General features: G+C 44.1%; 17 protein-coding genes and 2 pseudogenes. 11 read left to right on the top strand and 8 right to left on the bottom strand.

Translation table 11 applies throughout. The features are described 5' to 3' along the window. Positions 1 to 36: 36 nt before the first annotated feature. Both QWZ05_RS01175 and QWZ05_RS01170 read left to right on the top strand, forming a co-directional pair. A pseudogene (locus QWZ05_RS01175) lies at positions 37 to 1,878 on the top strand (methyl-accepting chemotaxis protein); the annotation flags it as partial. A gap of 274 nt (positions 1,879 to 2,152) precedes the next feature. Continuing rightward, positions 2,153 to 3,061, top strand: a complete 909-nt coding sequence (locus QWZ05_RS01170; protein WP_264875700.1) for a LysR family transcriptional regulator — start codon at positions 2,153 to 2,155, stop codon at positions 3,059 to 3,061. A 228-nt stretch (positions 3,062 to 3,289) separates the two neighbouring features. On the opposite strand, the gene QWZ05_RS01165 is transcribed toward QWZ05_RS01170, so the two are convergent. Next, positions 3,290 to 4,120: a hypothetical protein gene (locus QWZ05_RS01165; protein WP_290296036.1), complete on the bottom strand. Its 831-nt coding sequence runs from the start codon at positions 4,118 to 4,120 to the stop codon at positions 3,290 to 3,292. Positions 4,121 to 4,515: 395 nt separating this feature from the next. On the opposite strand from QWZ05_RS01165, the gene QWZ05_RS01160 reads away from it, so the two are divergent. From QWZ05_RS01160 to QWZ05_RS01150, 3 genes are all read left to right on the top strand, one after another. Beyond that, complete coding sequence (locus tag QWZ05_RS01160; protein WP_290296035.1) at positions 4,516 to 5,553, top strand: aldose epimerase family protein; 1,038 nt, start codon at positions 4,516 to 4,518, stop codon at positions 5,551 to 5,553. Between the two features lie 94 nt (positions 5,554 to 5,647). Next, the gene (locus QWZ05_RS01155) at positions 5,648 to 7,138 is read left to right on the top strand and encodes an L-fucose/L-arabinose isomerase family protein (RefSeq protein WP_290296033.1); all 1,491 of its coding nucleotides are present in this window, start codon (positions 5,648 to 5,650) and stop codon (positions 7,136 to 7,138) included. Positions 7,139 to 7,314: 176 nt separating this feature from the next. Next, positions 7,315 to 8,124: a Cof-type HAD-IIB family hydrolase gene (locus tag QWZ05_RS01150; RefSeq protein WP_289963011.1), complete on the top strand. Its 810-nt coding sequence runs from the start codon at positions 7,315 to 7,317 to the stop codon at positions 8,122 to 8,124. A gap of 129 nt (positions 8,125 to 8,253) precedes the next feature. On the opposite strand, the gene QWZ05_RS01145 is transcribed toward QWZ05_RS01150, so the two are convergent. Both QWZ05_RS01145 and QWZ05_RS01140 read right to left on the bottom strand, forming a co-directional pair. Further along, positions 8,254 to 8,739 carry a GNAT family N-acetyltransferase gene (locus QWZ05_RS01145; RefSeq protein ID WP_264875705.1) on the bottom strand — a complete coding sequence of 162 codons (486 nt, stop codon included), beginning with the start codon at positions 8,737 to 8,739 and terminating at the stop codon, positions 8,254 to 8,256. Positions 8,740 to 8,781: 42 nt separating this feature from the next. Then, positions 8,782 to 9,195, bottom strand: coding sequence for a GFA family protein (locus QWZ05_RS01140; protein ID WP_264875706.1), 414 nt, complete (start codon positions 9,193 to 9,195; stop codon positions 8,782 to 8,784). 515 nt (positions 9,196 to 9,710) lie between these two features. On the opposite strand from QWZ05_RS01140, the gene pstS reads away from it, so the two are divergent. The 5 genes from pstS to QWZ05_RS01115 all read left to right on the top strand — a co-directional run bounded on the left by pstS (position 9,711) and on the right by QWZ05_RS01115 (position 14,256). Then, positions 9,711 to 10,757 (top strand): phosphate ABC transporter substrate-binding protein PstS, encoded by a 1,047-nt coding sequence (pstS, locus tag QWZ05_RS01135; protein WP_373875538.1) that lies wholly within the window; start codon positions 9,711 to 9,713, stop codon positions 10,755 to 10,757. Positions 10,758 to 10,828: 71 nt separating this feature from the next. After that, the gene (pstC, locus tag QWZ05_RS01130; RefSeq protein WP_264875707.1) at positions 10,829 to 11,755 is read left to right on the top strand and encodes a phosphate ABC transporter permease subunit PstC; all 927 of its coding nucleotides are present in this window, start codon (positions 10,829 to 10,831) and stop codon (positions 11,753 to 11,755) included. Further along, on the top strand, positions 11,755 to 12,591 hold the full coding sequence (gene pstA, locus QWZ05_RS01125; protein WP_290296029.1) for a phosphate ABC transporter permease PstA: 837 nt from the start codon (positions 11,755 to 11,757) through the stop codon (positions 12,589 to 12,591). The genes pstC and pstA overlap by 1 nt, the downstream gene beginning before the upstream one ends. Continuing rightward, positions 12,588 to 13,379 (top strand): phosphate ABC transporter ATP-binding protein PstB, encoded by a 792-nt coding sequence (gene pstB / locus QWZ05_RS01120; protein WP_373875522.1) that lies wholly within the window; start codon positions 12,588 to 12,590, stop codon positions 13,377 to 13,379. Before pstA ends, pstB begins: the two co-directional genes overlap by 4 nt. 115 nt (positions 13,380 to 13,494) lie before the next feature. Next, complete coding sequence (locus QWZ05_RS01115; protein WP_264875709.1) at positions 13,495 to 14,256, top strand: metalloregulator ArsR/SmtB family transcription factor; 762 nt, start codon at positions 13,495 to 13,497, stop codon at positions 14,254 to 14,256. A 65-nt stretch (positions 14,257 to 14,321) separates the two neighbouring features. On the opposite strand, the gene QWZ05_RS01110 is transcribed toward QWZ05_RS01115, so the two are convergent. Further along, positions 14,322 to 16,322 carry a HAMP domain-containing methyl-accepting chemotaxis protein gene (locus QWZ05_RS01110; RefSeq protein WP_290296027.1) on the bottom strand — a complete coding sequence of 667 codons (2,001 nt, stop codon included), beginning with the start codon at positions 16,320 to 16,322 and terminating at the stop codon, positions 14,322 to 14,324. Between the two features lie 258 nt (positions 16,323 to 16,580). After that, positions 16,581 to 18,098, bottom strand: a complete 1,518-nt coding sequence (locus tag QWZ05_RS01105) for a sensor domain-containing diguanylate cyclase (protein ID WP_290296025.1) — start codon at positions 18,096 to 18,098, stop codon at positions 16,581 to 16,583. 306 nt (positions 18,099 to 18,404) lie between these two features. Between QWZ05_RS01105 and QWZ05_RS01100 the strand changes: the two genes are divergently transcribed. Further along, positions 18,405 to 19,529 carry a M14 family metallopeptidase gene (locus QWZ05_RS01100; protein WP_290296023.1) on the top strand — a complete coding sequence of 375 codons (1,125 nt, stop codon included), beginning with the start codon at positions 18,405 to 18,407 and terminating at the stop codon, positions 19,527 to 19,529. Positions 19,530 to 19,601: 72 nt separating this feature from the next. Here the strand turns inward: QWZ05_RS01100 and nadS are convergent, their stop codons facing one another. The 3 genes and pseudogenes from nadS to QWZ05_RS01085 all read right to left on the bottom strand — a co-directional run bounded on the left by nadS (position 19,602) and on the right by QWZ05_RS01085 (position 20,692). Next, a complete protein-coding gene (gene nadS / locus QWZ05_RS01095) occupies positions 19,602 to 19,886 on the bottom strand; it encodes a NadS family protein (protein ID WP_289963003.1) in 285 nt (94 codons plus the stop codon). Then, positions 19,883 to 20,047, bottom strand: a pseudogene (locus QWZ05_RS01090) (type II toxin-antitoxin system RelE/ParE family toxin); the annotation flags it as partial. The gene nadS and the pseudogene QWZ05_RS01090, both read right to left, overlap by 4 nt. Positions 20,048 to 20,173: 126 nt before the next feature. Beyond that, positions 20,174 to 20,692, bottom strand: coding sequence for a DUF3299 domain-containing protein (locus QWZ05_RS01085; RefSeq protein WP_415852282.1), 519 nt, complete (start codon positions 20,690 to 20,692; stop codon positions 20,174 to 20,176). Positions 20,693 to 20,738 lie beyond the last annotated feature (46 nt).

Genomic DNA, 20,738 nt, shown 5'->3' with positions numbered 1-20,738 from the left:
GGATGTGCAATTAATACAATTTGACTTGAGTAACCTATGCGCTTTTTAAAACGTAAGCAGACTATGGAACAGTCTGCACAGTTAGAACCTTCTAAAGTAGTTACGCTTAGCTTTAATGATTTACTTCAACTTGATGAAGCTGGCCTGTTTGGAACTATCGGGAAACCTGCATTAATCCTTGGATTTGTGCCTTGTAAAGTAGACATGGACCGTGTGAGGCATAAACTCGCAAGCCTTTGTTCATGTGAGTTGATTCTTACAACAACGTCTGGGCAGCTCAATACCGCGGATGGTGACACCTATCAAACTCGTTATAGCGAAGATATCGTGATTCAACTCTTCTCTAGTGAGCTCATCGAAGACGTTTCATGCCATGCAATCAACCTACCTTGCCAAGATATTTTGCGTAATGAGCAAACTCAATCGAAGGACCAACGCGTTGCCGCCATTGCACAGCAGCTAAGCAGTATTCACCCTTCATTTGCTTTAGACCATTCCGATACTTTTGCATTGACCTTTGTAAATGGTTTTACTAACTGTGAAAGCTGGTTGATGGAAGCGATCTATCAACAAGCGAAGTTTGCTGTCCCATTTGTTGGGGGAACAGCAGGTAATGACTTAAGCAATAACCAAACGACCATCGCGACACGTCACAAAGCCTATCAAACTCAAGCCATTTTGTGCTTCGTTAAAATTAACCCAAACTATCAATATCGACTGTTTACCAGTCACAACTATGAACCAACCGCCAATCACTGGCTGATCACCGATGCAAACCCGGCGTTTCGTAGCGTCAGCAAAGTACTAAGCAGTGATGGTACGGATATGAATGGGTTTGTTGATGCCTTGTGCTCACACCTAAGATGCCGCCCTGAGCAACTTGAGCAAGAACTAGCAAATTACACGTTTGCGATTAAAGTGAAAGACACATATTTCATTCGTTCAGTGGCCGGTATTGATTTAGAGAAAGGTTCATTGTCATTCTACTGTGACTTGCCTCTTGCCACACATCTTTACTTGATGAAGAGCAAAGACTTTGTTGCCACCACTCAGCGCGACTTCGATGCCTTCAACCCACGTGACAAAGAGCCTGTCAGCGGTATCTTGTTTGACTGTATTCTTCGACGTTTGAAAAACCAAAGTGCTCTCTCGCGCTTAAATACCTTTGATGACTTCCCGTGTGCTGGTTTTTCAACGCTAGGTGAACTCTGTGGTGTTAACGTGAATGAGACTCTAAGTGCCCTCTTCTTCTATAGAAAAACGGACTTAGCTTTTACTAAGGCGGATAATTTTGTGGCGCAATATGCTTCGTTCTCACGTTATTTCTTAGAGCTAGAATTACAAGCGAACAAGCTCCTAAGTCAAATGCAAGAGAGTTTAATTACCACCAGCCAAAGTGCGATGTCTGTAGCGAACGAGTCACTTTCTCTTTCAAAAGAAGCCGAAGAGAAAACACAGGCTATCAATACCGACAGCCGCGAACTCAATGCCCAATTTGCGATTTTCAATCAATCGATTCAAACTCTCTCGCAACAGCTAGGAAGCCTCACGGATAACGTATCTAAAGCAGAAGGCGATCTATCTACCATTGAATCTATCTTCCGTATTATTGAGCAAATCGCCGAGCAAACTAACCTGCTCGCGCTTAACGCAAGCATCGAAGCCGCTCGTGCAGGGCAATATGGCCGAGGCTTTGCAGTGGTTGCTGATGAAGTGCGTAAATTGGCTCAAAACACGCAAAACTCACTCAATGATTCACGTGAGAGTGTCGCACGCCTGCTCACTCAGATAACGCAAATCGCCCAAGACGTCTCGCTTGCTTCGAATGAGATGGACAATGCAAACCAACAGACGGAAAGCATTCTAAGCAATATTCAGGATATTGATTCTCACGTAGAAGAGACCGACCAACTGCTAAAGAGCAACATCGCTATCGCGGAAAAACTCGATACAATATACAAACAAGGTGAAGTCAGTAATCAGAACGTAGCAGTAATTCGAGACCAGTTTGTTCACTAAACAGCTCCGAAACTGAACGTACTTAAGGCCACTATCGATAGTGGCCTTTCTATTTCTGCGGCCTACCATTGCACAATACGGCATATCGAATACTATATAAATATCACTTTTGTTATATGAGTATGTTCACAAGATGGATCTGGCCAAATTTGACCTTAACTTATTGAAAACACTTATCGTGCTTCTTAAGGTAAAGAACACCAACAAAGCGGCAGAAATACTAGGTACAAGCCAGCCAGCGGTCAGCCGGAATTTAGCGAAGATTCGTGATGCACTAGGTGACCAATTGTTTATTCGTCAATCTCGCGGACTGACATTGACCCCTAAAGCGGAAGAACTCGCCACTATATTACCTAAGCTATTGGATGAACTAGCGGTCAGCCTGCAAACTTCTGAGTTCAAACCTCACGAACTCACAGGCACGTTCAAGATAGCCCTCAATGCCTTTATCATGGAAACACACGGCTATAAGATTTGCCAAGCACTTAATAAAGAAGCGCCAAATATCAATATCGAGCTGCACGCGTACTCTATCACTACACCTGCCCAATTACTCACGGGTGAACTTGATTTTGCCATTAACTTTTTTCCACTAGATGTCACCAAAGAGTTGCGCCAGGTAAAGGTAGGTCAGTATCGTTTTCATGGCTTATGCCGAAAAAATCATCCGAAAGCAGGCGCATTACTAGACTTAGACGAGTTTGCAAACCTAGACCTTCTAGGGCTCATTGTTCCTGAATTCAACTCTAATGAAATGATAGTAAAAAAACGCGAGGCATTTAAAAAACTCGTCCCTAGAATGCGGGCTCAGAATATTAACCCACTATTAAGTGAGGTAAGAAGTTCAGACGCGATATTGATCGCTCCAATGAGCATCTTGGACTCGCTTCACTCTGATGACTATGACTTAATCAAAATGAACGACCTAGAGACCTATAATCTGCTCGACCTTGGCCTTATCTATAATAGCCGCTTTCTCAAATCAGATCGGTTTAATTGGATCGAAGCGATTGTCGACAGTGTGTTACCCCACCACCACTAGCACATAAACGAACTATAACGCTGAGCAAAATAAACCTCGCTGAAGCCAGCGAGGCCAAGAATCAAAAATCACACGTTAGACAGATTGCCTAGAAACACTATAAGTACTCTGGGTAAACGATAAGTTAGACAAACTTACCCCTATCGCCTTCACTTCAACTAAGAAGGTGCCGTTAATCTTGTAAAACAATGAGTGTCTGACTTCAGACACTCTAACGACGCATACAATTTAGAACTGGTAGTTGTATTCAATACGGTGGTCACCATCCGCGAAGTCTGTATATTCGCTCCAGTTAGCAAAGTAGCGAATGTTTGAACGAGGATTGATTTGATATGAAATTGTCGCTTCATGTGCAAACACAGTGTCATTATCTAAACCAAATGCATTGTTCTTATAGAAATCTGAACCAGACATCGTACCGAGATACATAGGGTTGTAGTTTAACCATATCTTATCCGTTATTTCCAACTTCCCATACATGCCGACAACATAATACGTACCGTGAATATCCCAACGATCTTGTGCTTGTGAATCGCCTGCTCTGTCTGCCTCAAATGAGTCACCAAATGCAACACCAACACCGGCTAACGGGTATAAGTTGAAAGGCCCCATCTTCGGCAATGCTTGTAAAATACTGTAAGACGCCGTTCCTTGTGTCCCCGTTTCACCACGTGAATAGTCATCTTTCATACCGTAGGTTTGGAAGTTCATGTTCACGTCAACTTGTGAACCGCGACCATTCGTTAGATCGACACCAAAGTGGCGGTAGCGGAAGCTATCAACACTATTATCGTTGCTTTTGCGTACATCACCCCCCCAGCCTAGGTCTTCACCCATAAGGCCTTTTAGCTCCAGGATATGCATGCCCATGGTCACTGGGTTTCCAGTGTCATAAGCTTGGCCCACTTTCAGGTTCAAACCTTTATCTGTATAGCCAATACCCGCCTGTGTGTATACCGCTAGCGGATCAGACATATTTTGTAGTTCTTCTTCTGCAACTGCGTTAAAGCTCAATGTAGCAACGGCAGACAGAGCGATAATCTTCTTATTCAATTCCATGTTTTTCTCCACGTTGATGTCAGCAACGTCCTTATTACTGGAGAACTCAATTTGAAACTCGATTATCGTGAGAGACTATAAGCGCAACAATGCCATATCTGATATTTATGAAATATCACTTTTGTTATATTAAATCCTGTTATTCACCCCACCTATATATCGCACCTCAACCTTCACATTGATCTGCGCCGAAGAAAAACAGATAACGACCAGAGGGTTCTCTATTCTGTTTTTTCCCACTGAACTGACGCTATTTCGTAAAAATCGGCGAAATTGGCTGAAAAATATGACACCTATCAACATAGTGATTTTTGTGAAATCACTACTAAATAAACGTAATAGCGAGAGACTCTTTCTTCACGTCAAAATAACCTCAACAAAAGAGAGGAATAATTATGTTGGCGCAAAACGAAGCTCTTAAGCCCAAAACTTGGGGCGAATATCATCTGTACTCATTAACGAATCACAAAGGCACTCAAGTCGATATTTCTGACCTAGGCGCTGTGATTGTAAACTTCTTCACCCAAGACAAAAACGGCGAACGCCGCAATATTGTTTTAGGTTACGACTCTCCAGAGCAGTATATCGAAGGCAAGGTGTACTTTGGTTGTGTGGTTGGCCCTTGGGCAAACCGTATTGCTAACGCTCAGTATCAACACGATGGCCAGAGAATCGAATTAGAGACAAACGAGGGGCCAAACCACCTGCATGGCGCCTCAGCTAACATTGGTGCAAAGCGTTGGAACGTTGATATTGTAGAAGAGAACACCTTGGTCATGAGCGTGACAATGAAAGCTGATGAAGCAGGCTACCCTGCTAGCATCAATTTCAAAGTTACCTACGAGCTGACAGACAATGACCAACTAAAAATCGAATACTCCGCTGTGCCCGATGCCTCTGTTCCTATCAATATGACTCAGCACTCATACTTCAATTTGAGCGGTGAGGATGATGTTCTCAATCATGTTGTTCAAATCCACTCAGATAAATATCTGCATGTGGACAGTGCCGCTATTCCAATTGAGGTTCGTTCGGTATCCAACACTCCTCTCGATCTGAGAAACCCGATCAAGATCGGCCAATCGATTGATGATGATTTTGACCAACTCACCATGGCTGGCGGCTATGACCATTGCTGGTGCTTTGATGGCACTAAACCTAATGAGTCTTTACACCGAAACGCCACGGTGACAGACAATCAATCGGGACTTTCACTCGACGTTTACAGTGACCAGATTGGTATGCAGTTTTACACCGGCAATTTCATCTCTGGCGAGTTGGGCCACAACGGCAAAGTACATGGCAAACGAGCTGGCTTCTGCCTAGAGACTCAATGCTACCCAAACCAGGTCAACATGAGCAACGCCGCAGACTGTATCTACAACGCTGGCGAGCAATACCGTCATCGCGTGGTTTACCAAATTACAAAATAGATTTTGCTTGCCCTATCGCTTAGCAAAGAATAACAACGCGCTTCAATCCTTAAGCAGACGTTATGAAGCGCCCAATACTAATGAGAGCAATACCATGATTAATATTCCACAAGTAAAACTTGGCATCGTTGCGGTAAGCCGTGACTGTTTTCCACTGTCACTATCTCAGCAACGCCGCCAAGCTGTTGTTGCTGCTTGTACAGAAAAAGACGTTGAAATCATCGAGCTAGAGACCATCATCGAAAACGAAAATGATATGGTCAAAGCACTCGAAGAAGCGTCTTCAAAGCAGCTTAACTCTTTAGTGATTTACCTTGGTAACTTTGGTCCAGAAGGCCCACTATCACAAATGGCCCAGCGCTTTGATGGCCCTGTCATGTTTGTTTCTGCTGCCGAAGAGTCTACCTCTTGTCTTGCAGATCAACGCGGTGATGCCTACTGTGGCATGCTCAACGCTTCATACAGCGCCGGCCTTCGCAATATTCGCCCTCATATCCCAGAATACCCTGTTGGCACACCAACAGAGGTTGCAGATATGATCGATGACTTTGAACCCGTTGCACGTACTATTCTTGGCCTTAAAGGTCTTAAAATCTTCAGCTTTGGCCCTCGCCCACAAGATTTTGTCGCGTGTAATGCACCAATCAAAGCCCTATTTGATTTAGGCGTTGAGATCATGGAGAACAGCGAGCTTGACCTATACGACATGTACTTGGAAGCAGAAGGTCATGAAGATATTCCTGCTATCATCGCGGATATGGAAAAAGAGCTAGGTGACAACAACCCATATCCTGATCTATTGCCAAAGCTTGCTCAATACGAAGCCGCTCTTCTGGACTTCCACAAAAACAATTTAGGTGGCTCTACATTTGGTATTTTTGCCAACAAATGCTGGCCTTCATTCCAAAAATTCTTTGGGTTCGTACCTTGTTACGTGAATGCGCGTCTTGCTGAACGTGGCATTCCAGTAGCCTGTGAAGTCGACATCTATGGTGCGCTGTCTGAATACATGATCACTTGTGCAACCAACCACCCAGCGACACTGCTAGACATCAACAACACTGTACCTAAAGACATGGTTGCGGCAAACCAAGCAATCATGGGTGACTACACAGAGAAAGATCTCTTCATGGGCTTCCACTGTGGTAACACAGCGTCAAGCTGTATGAAGAACTCTCAGCTTCGCTTCCAAAAAATCATGCACAGCCTACTTGAGCCAACAGAAGAGCCGAACATCACGCGTGGCACACTAGAAGGCCAAATCAAGCCGGGTGAGGTGACTCTATTCCGTCTACAGTCAACCGCTGACACCAAGCTTCGCTCTTATGTCGCGCAAGGTAACATTCTGGATATCGACCCCGAATCATTCGGTTCAATCGCAGTGTTTGCGATTCCTGAGATGCAGCGCTTCTACCGACATGTATTGATTCAAAAACGTTACCCACACCACGCAGGTATCGCCTTTGGTCATGTTGGTAAAACCCTTTACCAGGTGCTGAACCTATTAGGCGTAGAAGAAATTGACTACAACCAGCCAGCTTCAGAGCGTTACCCTAACGAGATTCCTTGTACTTTCTTACGCTAAGTCTTTGATAAAGTAACACAGAGTGGACAAGAGCCTCGAACTGACATAGCCCAGTTCGGGGCTCTTATTTTACTCTCTCATAAGGTTAAAAGTAATTCACCCGAAACTAAAAATTCACGGTAAGATACGACTCAGTTGTTATTCTATTTTTTTCTTTTTCAGTTCGGTAAGTATCCATGTACAAACTCATTGCCCTAGACCTAGACGGCACACTGCTAAGCAGTGACAAGTCTATCTCAGTCGAAAACCAACAAGCCATTGCAAAAGCGCGTGAAGCAGGTGTCACCGTTGTTCTTGCGTCGGGTCGCCCGATTCAAGGTATGCGTGACAAGCTAGAGCTTCTCAATATCAACTCTGACAAAGACTTTGTTCTTTGCTACAACGGCTCAATGGTACAAAACATTGCAACAGGCGAGATCATCCACCAGCAGATTATTGATGGCAAAGCAGCAAAAAAAGTGGCTCGTCTAGCCAAAGAGATGGGCGTTTACGTACACGCGTTCAGCACTGAGCATGGGCTCATTACCACGGAACACAACCCATACACTGATGTTGAAGCGAACATTAACGGCCTAGACATCACTGAAATGAACTTTGAATCACTCTCAGATGATCATCCGATCATCAAAGTGATGATGGTTGCTGATGCAGAAACCCTGACCAAAACCAGCGCAAATATTCCTGCCGAACTTCGTGAAGAGTTCACTGTTGTACAAAGCGCCCCAATCTTCCTTGAGTTCCTTAACCCGCTAGCGAACAAAGGAATTGGTGTTGCGGCGATTGCAGAGCACCTAGGTATCAAGCAAGAAGAAGTGATGACGATGGGTGACGCTGAAAACGATCACCACATGCTCAAATACGCGGGCCTCGGCATTGCAATGTCTAACGCGATGGAAGAAACCAAACAGATCGCCGACCACATTACCGTTAGCAATAACGAACACGGTGTCGCCGTGTGTATTGAAGAGTTTATCTTGAACGCTTAAGACCTATTATTTCTAGATAATCCTTGTAGGGTCAGATCTAACCTCTCTAGTGTTACTCTGACCCTAAATGCTCAATCATAGTACCTAACGAACAATAGTCCCTAGCGAATGCTCTTTGATGACTAACGCTTAACTGATGTGTAGCTTTTGAAGAGAAACCATTTTATCTTCGCTGTGCCTCAGTAACTCTAACTCTTTAAATCCCATTTTCTTGTGAAAGAGTAACGATGCTTCATTGGGTGGCAAAACATCGATTTCTGCACATAAACAAGGAATTGAATTATCTAGTGCGGAATCTAAGGCGTAATGGTACAACATTGATGCGATCCCCTTTCCCTGAGCATCATCTGCAACCACGACTCTATCAATGTACAGAAACGAATCACAATAATCATTAAACCACTGATAGTTAATGCTTTCGTACTCTTTATGTTCCGTTAGAGCGATAAGAAAACCAAGCACCTGGTTTTCATCCTCAATGACAACAGACACATAAGAGATGTCGAGTAACCTCAATAGCTTGCTCTTATCCATCGGGCTCAATACCTTAACGAACTGCTCGTTCAACGCGAGAATCGTATCAAGATCTTTGCTTAAAATGTCTCTAATGACCATTACTGTCCTTTATTGCTATCACACGGTAATTCATAAAATCTCTTACTTTACGGTCACAAACCCTTTGTACTCCGGTGCGAGAATACCCTCTTTATACCAACTTGCCTTCTCTGCGCAAAATATCTGAGCATTTGGCGACATTGAAGGCGAGGTATCAAGACAGCCTACAGGCACAACCAAGTCTTTGCCATTTTGCGACTCATGGGGCAAACCCGAACCACAGCGAGAGCAAAACACTTTGGAAAAGGCTCCATCGGGATGATCAAAACGAGTGACAAGCTCATGCCCTTTGACCCACTTTATGTTGGTTCTGTTGGTAATGGCATTCGATGCATGGGATGAACCTGTGACTCTTCGACACTGTTCACAATGACAGAAATAGAAGTTATCGAACCTGTCCTCTAACTCGAAGGTCACCAAGCCGCACAAGCAGCCCCCTGTAATATAGTCTGACATTCTCTCACACTCCATGTGATTGCAGATAACGCGATTTATATAAACTTATCCGTTAGCTCGCGTGTCATAAAGTAACTATATGGGTCCAACTCATAATCAGCGAACGGGTCGCAGTAGGTGAAACCAAGTGATTCCAAACAACTTAACAATAAAGTGACCCAAAATGAAGACTTACTCAGGAAATAGAAAACAGTAAAAACATAGGATAGCCAGTACAACTGACCATAATGTTTAGACGGTATCACTTGATAACTTTTCTGAAATTTTACCTTCGACATACCCCAAACCACTGCCACCACCAATGTACAGGTCTTTTCGTGACAACATAAAAATCAATATAAAACAGTCGCTTAAATCAATATTTCAGTAATATGGCATTTTTTATATATATGTCCATTTACATATATATCAAAATCGCCATATACTTGCGCCACACCACAGGACGACTGTGGTTCCGATGCCCTATGTAAAGGCGTTATCTATTTTTGAGTCATGTAATAAAGGAAAACACAGTGATCAAACTCGCTAAGAAACTGCTACTTGCTTGCACTGTCGGTACGCTATCAACAACAGCGATTGCTGACATAACAGTCAATGGCGCCGGTTCTACTTTTGCGCACCCTATCATTTCTAGCTGGTCAGAAAATTACAATCAGCTAACCGGTGTCAAACTCAATTACCAAGCTATCGGTTCCGGTGGTGGTATCCGTCAAATCGAGGAAAAAACCGTAGATTTTGGTGCATCAGATGCACCACTAGCACCTGAACGGTTAGAACAACAAGGACTTGTACAATTTCCAATCATCATCGGCGGTATCGTGCCGGTGGTAAACCTTCCAGGTATCGAAAGTGATGACCTGAAACTGACTGGCGAACTATTAGCTGATATTTACTTAGGTAAAATTAAGCAATGGAACGATGACGCAATTAAAGCGATCAACCCGGACCTAAACCTCCCTGCTTTCCCAATTATCGTTGTTCACCGTTCTGATGGCTCGGGTACAACATTCAACTTTACTCACTACCTAGGACTAGTAAGTCAAGAATGGACTGATACCGTGGGTGTTAACACCGACGTTGCTTGGCCAAGACAAGCAACCACAATTGGTGGTAAAGGCAATGCTGGCGTTGCTAACTTTGTTGCACGTACTCGTGGTGCAATTGGTTACGTAGAGCTTGCCTACGCTAAGCAAAACAATATGACTCACACCATGCTACAAAACAAAGAAGGTGAATTTGTCTCTCCAGATCTAAACAGTTTCTCTAAAGCAGCAGCGAACGCTGACTGGGTGAATACACCTACTTTGGACATTTTGCTAAATGATCAGCCAGGTGCTGAATCTTGGCCTATGACTGCGGCGACATTTGTTCTAATGCATGAAGAGCAAGCAAACGCAGAATCAGCAAAAGCAATTCTAGACTTCTTTAAGTGGAGCTTCGGTGAAACGGGTGCTGATACCGCACTTGCACTGGATTACATTCCAATGCCAGATGACGTTGTTGAAATTATCGAAGGCGTTTGGTCTGAGCGCTTCCAATCTAACGGTAAAGTGATTTACTAATCATCAAATAATCGGGGGCATCGTAGGAATGAATACTATGTCTAGATGCCCTTATTCATTGAGAATTCGTTATGCACGTTAAGACAACGGCAAAGATTATATCTGCCGATTTTGCCTTTAATAAAATCAGTTTCGCCGCTGCTTTTTTGGTACTGATTTTAGTGTCTGGGTTACTACTTGAACTCATTATCGGAAGTGAGTTAGCCCTTAGCCAACTCGGTTTTTCCTTTATCACTAGCACAGAATGGAACCCAGTCCTACGAGACTTCGGTGCTCTTCCTGCTATTTTTGGCACCTTGGTATCATCTCTCATTGCTATCGTTATTGCTATTCCCGTCGCGATAGGCAGTGCTATCTTTCTAAACGAACTGACACCGAAGTGGTTCAGCGTACCTGTTGGTAAAGCTATTGAGTTGCTTGCTGCTATTCCAAGCATTATCTACGGCATGTGGGGCTTATTTGTGTTTGCTCCTTGGTTTGCAGATGGCTTCCAAATGTGGGCAATGATGAACCTTGTCGATGTTCCCGTGATTGGTGTGTTGTTCGATGGCCCACCGATTGGTATTGGCCTTCTAACCGCAGGTATTATCCTTTCATTTATGATTTTACCAATCATGATCGCCCTAACACGCGACGCTCTTGCTTCAATACCCAACGTAGTACGTGAGGCTGGCTATGGGTTAGGAGCAACCTCTAATGAAGTGATCTTGAAAATTCTGCTACCTAAAATTCGCAGTGCTGTGGTTGCGGCAAGCCTACTTGGCACAGGAAGAGCACTAGGAGAAACTATGGCGGTAGCGTTTGTTATCGGCGGATCTAACTCGATTCAAGCTTCACTCTTTATGCCTGCAAGCTCTATCTCAGCGACGATTGCGCAGCAGTTTAACGAAGCCAGTGACCCAACTCATATTTCAGCTTTGATTGGTCTGGGTTTAGTTCTGCTCGCCATTACCTTTGTGATCATTGCCCTTAGCCGTCTGCTGTTAGGAAAGAAATAATGAATGCTCGTCTCATTAAAGAATACATATTTAAAGGTGCATGTGCTGCATCAGCAGTCTTTGGCCTTATCGTATTGGTTAGTATCCTCTACACCTTGATTAGCAATGGCATATCGGGTATCAACCTGGCTGTTTTCACTGAAATCACCCCGGGACCGGGCAGCGAAGGCGGCTTAAAGAACGCGATTGTTGGTAGCTTGATTATGACCTCGATTGGTATCGCGATTGCGGCCCCTGTCGGCATATTAGCAGGGACTTGGCTGTCTCAAGCACCAAAGGGTGACAAACTGGCCGATGTAATCCGCTTCTGTAACTTAATGTTAGTCAGTGCACCTTCGATACTCATTGGTCTGTTTATTTACAGTGCGTTGGTTGTCACTATGGGAACCTACTCCGGTCTCGCAGGCTCTATTGCTTTAGCGGTATTGGCGTTGCCAGTAATTATCTCATCAACAGAAGAGATGTTACGCCTTGTTCCTGCTCAATTAAAAGAAGCGGGAGCTGGCCTTGGAGCACCACAATGGGTTGTGACCACAAAGTTATGCTACCGAGCGGTTGCGCCAGGGATTATAACTGCCGTTTTGCTTTCTATTGCACGAATGTCTGGTGAGACAGCTCCGCTGCTGTTTACAGCACTAAACAGTAACTACATGACGACGGATCTCTCACAACCAATGGCGAACTTGCCAGTCACAATTTATCAATTTGCAATGAGCCCTTATGAAAGCTGGATTGACCTAGCATGGGCTGGTGCACTACTGATCACCACATTCATTTTCATTTTGAATGTACTTGCAACCCTAGTTTCAAAATTTACTCAGGCGACTAAAGCATGATGACGTCACACAACACTCAATCTGCGCAAACACTGCGTATGGATGTTCAAGCATTAAACTTCTATTACAACAAGGGGGCAAAGCCAGCCTTAAAGAAGGTTTCTCTGCCTGTTCACAACAAAAAAGTCACTGCCTTGATTGGACCTTCAGGTTGTGGAAAGTCCACACTATTGCGCACGATGAACCGCATCTACGATCTTTATAGAGGTCAGCAAGTAGAGGGTGATATCCTACTGGATGATCACAGTATCCTTAACAACAAAGTGAGCCTGAGTGAACTGCGCTCAAAAGTTGGGATGGTTTTTCAAAAACCGACACCATTCCCTATGAGCATCTACGACAATATGGCATTTGGTTTGAAGCTAAACTCAGGTCTTAGCAAGCAAGAGATGGATGCTCGAATCGAAAAAGCGCTGCGTCGAGCTCACCTTTGGGAAGAAGTTAAAGATAAACTTAATAGTGATGCAGTAGGCCTTTCAGGCGGCCAACAGCAACGACTGTGTATCGCTCGTACGATTGCTCTAGAGCCAGAAGTGATCCTTATGGATGAACCGACTTCTGCGCTAGATCCAATCGCGACAGCGGCTATTGAAGAGCTTATCACCGAACTGCGTGAGAAATTTACGATCGTTATCGTTACCCACAACATGCAACAAGCACGTCGCATTTCTGATTACACGGGCTTTATGTACTTAGGGGAAATGGTCGAATTTGGAGAAACAGACCAAGTATTCAATGCATCAACCCAAGAGAAAACTCGCCAATATATTTCTGGTAATTTTGGCTAAGTAAGTAATCGACTCCCTCACACCTTAAGCGTATTTGCTTGTTGTGTGAGGGCTCAATAGATTGAATATCCCTTTGCCATCTTGTAGGATCACATCAAGTAATTAAGGGAACTCCATGAAAAAACGCATTCTTTTCGTATGCACGGGTAATTCTGCTCGCTCTCAACTTGCCGAAGCCATTGTTAATCATGACTATGGTGACGACTATATTGCCTATAGTGCAGGCAGCGTATCCAAAAAGATAGACCCAAGAACCTTTAGTACATTAGAGGCACACGGTTATCCAACCGATAATATGCATAGCAAAGCACTAGACGCTTTCGATGGCAAAGAATTTGATTATCTCATTACCCTGTGCACATCTGCTCACTCTGAATGCGCTGCCATTCCGGGGGTAAAAGAAACCCTTTCTTGGGATGTACCACAACCCAAAATCAAAGCAATAGATAACAGTTTTTCGCCAACCTTTGAAGAACTGAAAAAACGCATCCATCTATTTACACTGGTTCACAACGATGAGCCTGAAGATGAACTTGATATTACATCACTCTATAAATGTATTTCCGACAAAGCGCGCTTGATGATTGTCGCCATGCTGTATATTGAAAAAGAGTTGAGTGTGGGTGAGCTTTGTGAATCTCTGCAAGAACCACAGCCCAAAATATCTCGAGCGTTATCACAACTAAGTAAGTGTGGTTTGCTACAAAGTCGCCGCCAAGGGCTTTGGATTTACTACTCCATTTCGTCGACTTTACCGAGTTGGGCAATCGCGATACTCGAGCAAACTGTCATAGCAAAGCATCAACAGTTACATGCAACGCTAAAACTATTGAACGCAATGGATCGCCCCAGAATTGACCACACGCGAACAAATTAAGTTTACGACTTGCCTTAACTCGTTAATAAGGGTTCACTGCCAATAACAGTGAACCCTTAATAACCTTATCGTAACTGAAAGTGCTTTAGATCTTGCTTAAGTTCATCCATTTGGCTCTGAACAGCCTGCGTGATTGTATTTTGCTCATTATTCACCTTAGAAACAACGGATGCAGATGAGTCTACTTTTTGCATTAAGCTGTCTATCTCTGTCACCGCTGCAAATTGCTGCTCAGCAGCCGCAGCCAATGAAGTCATTTGGCTACTTAAGGAGCCGATTTGTTCAGTGCCTTGCAGCAATGTTTCAACCACAGACTCAGTGACTTGATTGCTTTCCTGAGCCAAAGCGACACTCTGCTCCATCTCTTTCACCACACAAGTTGTTGACTGCTTAATGCCATTCAACAGTTTATCTATCTCTACTGTCGAAGCGGTGGTTCGGGTAGCGAGATTACGCACTTCTTCGGCAACAACCGCAAAACCTCGTCCCTGCTCACCCGCCCTCGCGGCCTCAATTGCTGCATTCAGTGCCAGCAAGTTGGTTTGCTCAGCAAGGTTTTCAATCACTTCGGTGACTTTTTCGATTCCATTCGTCTCTTGCTGAAGAACTTCAACTTGTTGACTGATGCCTGTCACTTTTTCAAATAACGACTCGATACTGATTTGGTTGTCTTTAAGGGAAGCACTGCCCTTTGTGAGAGTGTTCTGAGATTCAGATAAGGCGGTCAAAGACTCTTCTGCAAGTTGGTTGGTGTTTTCAGCTCCTAGTTTGATCTCGGCCGCCTGCTTAGACACCTCTTCAATCGCGACATTCTGCTGATTCACTTGTTTAACCGTATGCGTATTCTTCTCAAGCAACTCTTCGACACCAATGTTTGTTTGCTGAACACGCTGATTGACACCGCTTACCATTACGTTAAGCGACCTGCTCATCTGATTAATATGCTGTGTTAACTGAGAAAGCTCGTCATTACCCTTCTCATCAATCGCTGATGCGGAAATATCACCTTGGGCAATTGACTTCGCTCGCTGGCCAATCACAGCTAAACGATTAGCGATACTTCTGCCCATTACCATTGAAACTACCGATGCACAAACCGCGACCACCAGCATCGATAATGCCATAAAGACAACAATCTCTTGGATATTAGACTGAACATCACCCGCACGACTCGCGGCTTGGTTGGCCTGCTGACTCACTAACGTGTCTATCGTTTGAGATAAGACCTGCATCTGTGGCATAACCTCTGTCGCCATAATTGCATTGGCCCTGTTCCAGTCAGGTGCTTGGCGAAGAGCAATCACTTGCTCTGATAATGGGAAATAGATATCTTGCATTTCCACTGTCAACGACCACAAACGCTCCGCTGTTGAAGACATATTGACCGTTTCTTGCTTAATTTCTTGGCTCAGAGAGCGATGCAACGCAAGATAGTCGTTATATCTCTCTAAATGATCTTCTGTGCCGTAAATCAGATAATCACGCATACTCGAAAGTGCACTACCAAGCGCGTTGTTGGCATCCGCATAAAGCTTGAGTAACATCTTTCTTTCGCCACCTTGCGCATCATATGCCTCATCATTAATGAGGTTTTGCAGCATATCAATCACCACTTCGGCGATCGGCGCTGCTTCTTCGGTGAACAAGGTTAGGGCTGGAAGGTTCTCGGTAGCATGGCTCAGCGTGATGATTTGCGTGAGTTGCTCATCCAACGTCAATAGTTGCGTTTGAATAGCGTCAGAGCCAACATCACCCAAGATAGTATTGAGCTCCTCGATCAATAAAGCGGATTGTTGCTTGCTTTCATCAATTTGCTGCAATAGCACTTCTGAATAACGAGGTTCGTTGCCAAGTAGCATGTAACTGCGAGTCAGCGAAAGCGTCTGCTCAAGAGTCAGTTGCAGCTGTCGGCTAGCATTAACGATAGGAAGATCCTGCGATACCAAGGATTCTGTAGTGAGTTGCACTCGGCTTAATTTGTTATAGGCCAAGACACCTGAGATAAAAAAGATCATTGTCAGCACTGCAAAACTTAATTGCAGCTTGCGAGAAATAGAGAGCGTCATCCGTAACCCAATTAGATAGAATTCAATACACCATGCGCTTATCCATGCGCACTTAAGTAATAAAAACTACTTCGTTTTCACGACGAATGCGAGTGTTTTTAGAGCTATATCACTAAAAAGCCTTAAGTAAATGTTAATCACGTCAATGTGTTCAGCCATTTCACTTGGTTTGGGGAAATTGATCAGCGAACACTAAAATGCTGCCCCAATTGAATCGGCACCATATTCATAAAGGGCGATTTTAAAATGGTAACTAAGTTAGGCTAGCGTCATTTCGTCTTGGTTCATCAAGCCAAATGAATCAAAGCGAACCGCTCGATTCCTACCGGCATTTTTCGCTGAGTAGACTGCGCGATCAGCTGCATCTATCAAGTCTTTTGGGCTAACCGTTGCAATACTATTGGTATCTGCAATCCCAATACTCAATGTTAACCGTACATCATCACCAACAGTCAACACTTCATATTCCGTTCTCAAACGCTCGGCAAAAATATGTGCATGTGCGGAATCTTGGTCTGGGCAAAAAATGACAAACTCATCCCCTCCCCACCGACATACATAATCACACTCGCGAGAGCTATTCACTAAGAACTTGGCCACTTTTTGTAAGGCGTAATCACCCGCAATGTGCCCACATTCATCATTTAGTCTTTTGAAGTTATCCATATCGATGAGTAACAGAGAGGCTGCCCGATTATTACGTCTCGCTCGGCTCACTTCTTTCGTTAATACATCGTCTAAATGGCGACGATTACTGACTTGTGTAAGGTGATCAAGGTTCGAGTGTTCTTGAAGTCTTTTGAGTAGCGTCAGATCTTTTATCAAACAAACTGCTGCCATTTGTTTGCCGACTATTTTAGACTCAACGGTTACACTCAACTCTACCGTTGAACCATCTTTTTTAACTCCCTTCACAGGCAGGCTTTCGCGCGTTTTCTCCGGTGTAATGCCCTGCTCTTGAATAAACGCACGTCGCATTTTTGCATGTTGCTCTCGAACGGACTCTTCAACTAGCGCCTCGATATTCAACTGAAAAAATTCTCTCCTAGAGTAACCAAAAATATCTAGAGCGGCTTGATTCGCCTTCTTGATCATGCCCTTTGAATCGACATATATAATTCCATCAGGCGACGAATCATAAATAGCAGTGAGTTCCTTTAAATTTGTGGCCTGAGAGCGCAAGGTTATGATCGTGATATAGGTAGAAAATAGAAATAGCGGAATTAAACAAAAACCCATTAATCCCGTGCTAATTCTCATCTGAGCAACTTGGTTGTTCAGCGCTATTTTCCCTGCGATATTATTCGCTAATATACTATCTCTTAGGCGTTCAAGTGCCCTTGCTGCTGGTTCATCATCCACTTTGATCAGCTCGTCTAGCGCTTCAGTAGATGTTGATGGCGGGGTATTTTTTGCAATGCTTAACTGCAGTGCATACTCAACGAGTATATCCACCAGAACTTGTATCGACTCTCTGTCTTGGTTGTCGATTGAAGGATTGCGCTTTAGCTCTTGTAAGGCATTAAAAATGTCAGATTGGCTATCGAGCGCGAGATTGTAATAATTAGGGGAGCGCCGAATAATATAGTTCTTAAAGTGATGAATAAAGCCGACATAGCCAAAGCCTCGTTCAACTTTCACCAAACTCGCTGATGCTTGTACGTATTGATTTTTCAACGCCTCCCAGTCTTCACTCAGTGATTTGATACCTGACATTTGTTGATAGATAAAACTCACAATAAACAACTGTGCTATCACAGCAACGACAAGAGTCATCCATAACTGCTTCCTATTTCCAATTAGCACAGCAATGCCCTAGTTGAGAGTTATTAATAGGAGTAGGCTAGTAAACTTGTTGCACAATTCAAATTACACCAATGACTCTATGCGACTAATGCTGTGTCAGATCGCATTTGTATGAAAAACAATCAAAGATATGCAGTCACAAACTCGAACTCTGGACGCGCTGTACCTCCCTAGAATGCCGTTGAGCAACGATTATCCAGTTAGTTTCAGCACCATCTTGAAAGCCATAAAAGTGTGGTAATCTTAAAAAACCTCAACAAAGAGACAATAACCAAAATGAAAATTTTCAGTAACTTCGAGAGCGGCAACATTCATGTTGTTTCTGCTGATTCCCCGCAAAACATTCAACTGACTATCCCTGCCGACAATCAAACGGATATTGCACAGTGGTTTCACTTTCGCCTCGAGAGTGAAGCGCAACAAGCTCACCATTTTACTATTAGCGATTTGGCCAAGTCCGCTTACCCTGAAGGCTGGGTAGATTATGATGTCGTCGCATCTTATGACCGTGAAGAGTGGTTCCGTATTCCAGCCGAATTTGATGGTGATAAGCTCACGTTTAATATCATTCCTGAGCACGATTCAATGTATTTTGCCTACTTCGCACCTTACTCATTCGATCGTCATCAGGACTTGCTTCACAGCGCGCAAACACACCCAGCATGTAAACTTGAAACGCTCGGTCATACCCTCGATAACAACGACATCAGCTTACTGACCATTGGTGAGCCGAGTGAAGAAAAGAAAAACATTTGGATCACTGGTCGCCAACACCCAGGCGAAACCATGGCCGAATGGTTTATTGAAGGCCTTTTACAACGTCTTCTCGATGAAACCGACACGGTAGGTCGTGCGCTGCTAGATAAAGTCGTGATTCGTGTAGTGCCAAACATGAACCCAGATGGCAGTATTCGTGGCCACCTGCGCACCAACGGTATTGGCGTCAACCTCAATCGCGAGTGGCAAACACCCTCTATGGAACGCAGCCCAGAGGTTTATTTAGTTCGTGAACGCATGCTAGAAACGGGCGTCGATTTGTTCCTTGATATTCATGGTGATGAAGCTATCCCATACAACTTTGTCGCTGGAGGTGAAGGCATTCCTTCATACGACGAGCGCATTCAAAGCCTTGAAAATCACTTCAAGCAAGCATTGTTAATCATTACCCCTGAATTTCAAGATGCGGTAGGTTACGACAAAGATGAACCGGGCAAAGCCAACCTAACAGTGGGTTCAAATTGGGTCGGTGAGCAGTTCAAGTGCCTTTCTTTCACCATTGAGATGCCATTTAAAGACCACATTAGCCAAGCTGATGAGCTGTATGGCTGGTCTCCTGATCGCAGTGCGGCGTTCGGCCATGATACTCTAGCGGCAGTTTGGGCAACGGTAGATAAGCTTTAAATCGCAGAATATAAAAGGGTTAGAGTGAGTTCACCCTAACCTTTTTACTTCCTATCTGAGGCCTTTATTTGGTTACGAAAGAGCTCGAATTACCGCTTGTGGATCTTTCGCAAGTACATTGAGTAGCACTAATGCTGGCCCCCTTGGTGTTCTGTCTCCTCGCTCCCAGTGACGCAGCGTGCCAAGACTAATACCAAAAGTAGATGCAAACTCTGCTTGTGTCATTGCGACATTATTCCGCACGGCTTTAACATCAACAGGGTCAAATTTATGGACTTTAGCTCCTTTAGTTTCGCCTTCGGCAAACTCTATAGCTTCCATTAGACCTTGCTGGATACTTTCAAATGCACTAGTCATGATTGCCTCCTGTACGTGTCTGCAAGTATTTTGGTTAGTTTACTAAGAACGTTACATTCCGCTTTAGATAGGTTAGCTTTCTCATTTTTACCAAAAAGAGAAAGCAAAAACACGGGTATTTCTTCGCTGTGGTAGTAGTAAATCACTCTAACACCACCACTTTTACCACTACCTTATTTTGCCCACCTTAGCTTACGTACTCCCCCTGTACCTTGCATTAGTACACCTGCTTTTGGGTGTTCTGCACTAGTCAGACAAGATTAATATTGCTGCTTAACTCAACAAACTCACACTTTATCGTAAGTTTCTAACACAGCGCCCGCTATCGCGTAACCCGACTCAACACCGATAGACTCAGTGAGCAGTGTCTGTGCTTTCAGTGTCCCTGTAATATAAACAAGATCCCACAAGTCTTTGGTTGGTGCACCTTGCTCAAACTTTACATGAATAATTTGGTTTGGCGGCGGTGGTGGTACGTGAATACATGCTCCGTAAAACGGGACAAGCAAGAACTCGGTTATCGTATCCGAATCACCTTCTAGTGGAATAACAAACCCCGGAATTTTAACCATATCGCCATCGAGTTCAGGTCGCACATCTCCCATGACAAGCTGCTCCGCTTGACCGTTATTGTGGTCTAATGCCAATGCTTGAAGCTCTGCGACTCTGCTGCGCTCTGACTCGGGAATGAGGTCTTGCCACTCAAGCTCAACCACGCTTTGCTCTTGTGCAATGCTATTAGCCGTGAAAAACGGTGCGACAGACATTAGTGCCGCAGCAACTATCATCTTAAAGATATTCATCATGGAAAACCCTACGCTTTATATACAGGGAAAGCCCCTAATCGAACAA

This window comes from Vibrio agarivorans (genome assembly GCF_030409635.1).
Lineage (GTDB): Bacteria > Pseudomonadota > Gammaproteobacteria > Enterobacterales > Vibrionaceae > Vibrio > Vibrio agarivorans.
The sequence above is the reverse complement of the archived record's forward strand: the minus strand, read 5'-3'. Positions and strand labels throughout refer to the sequence as shown.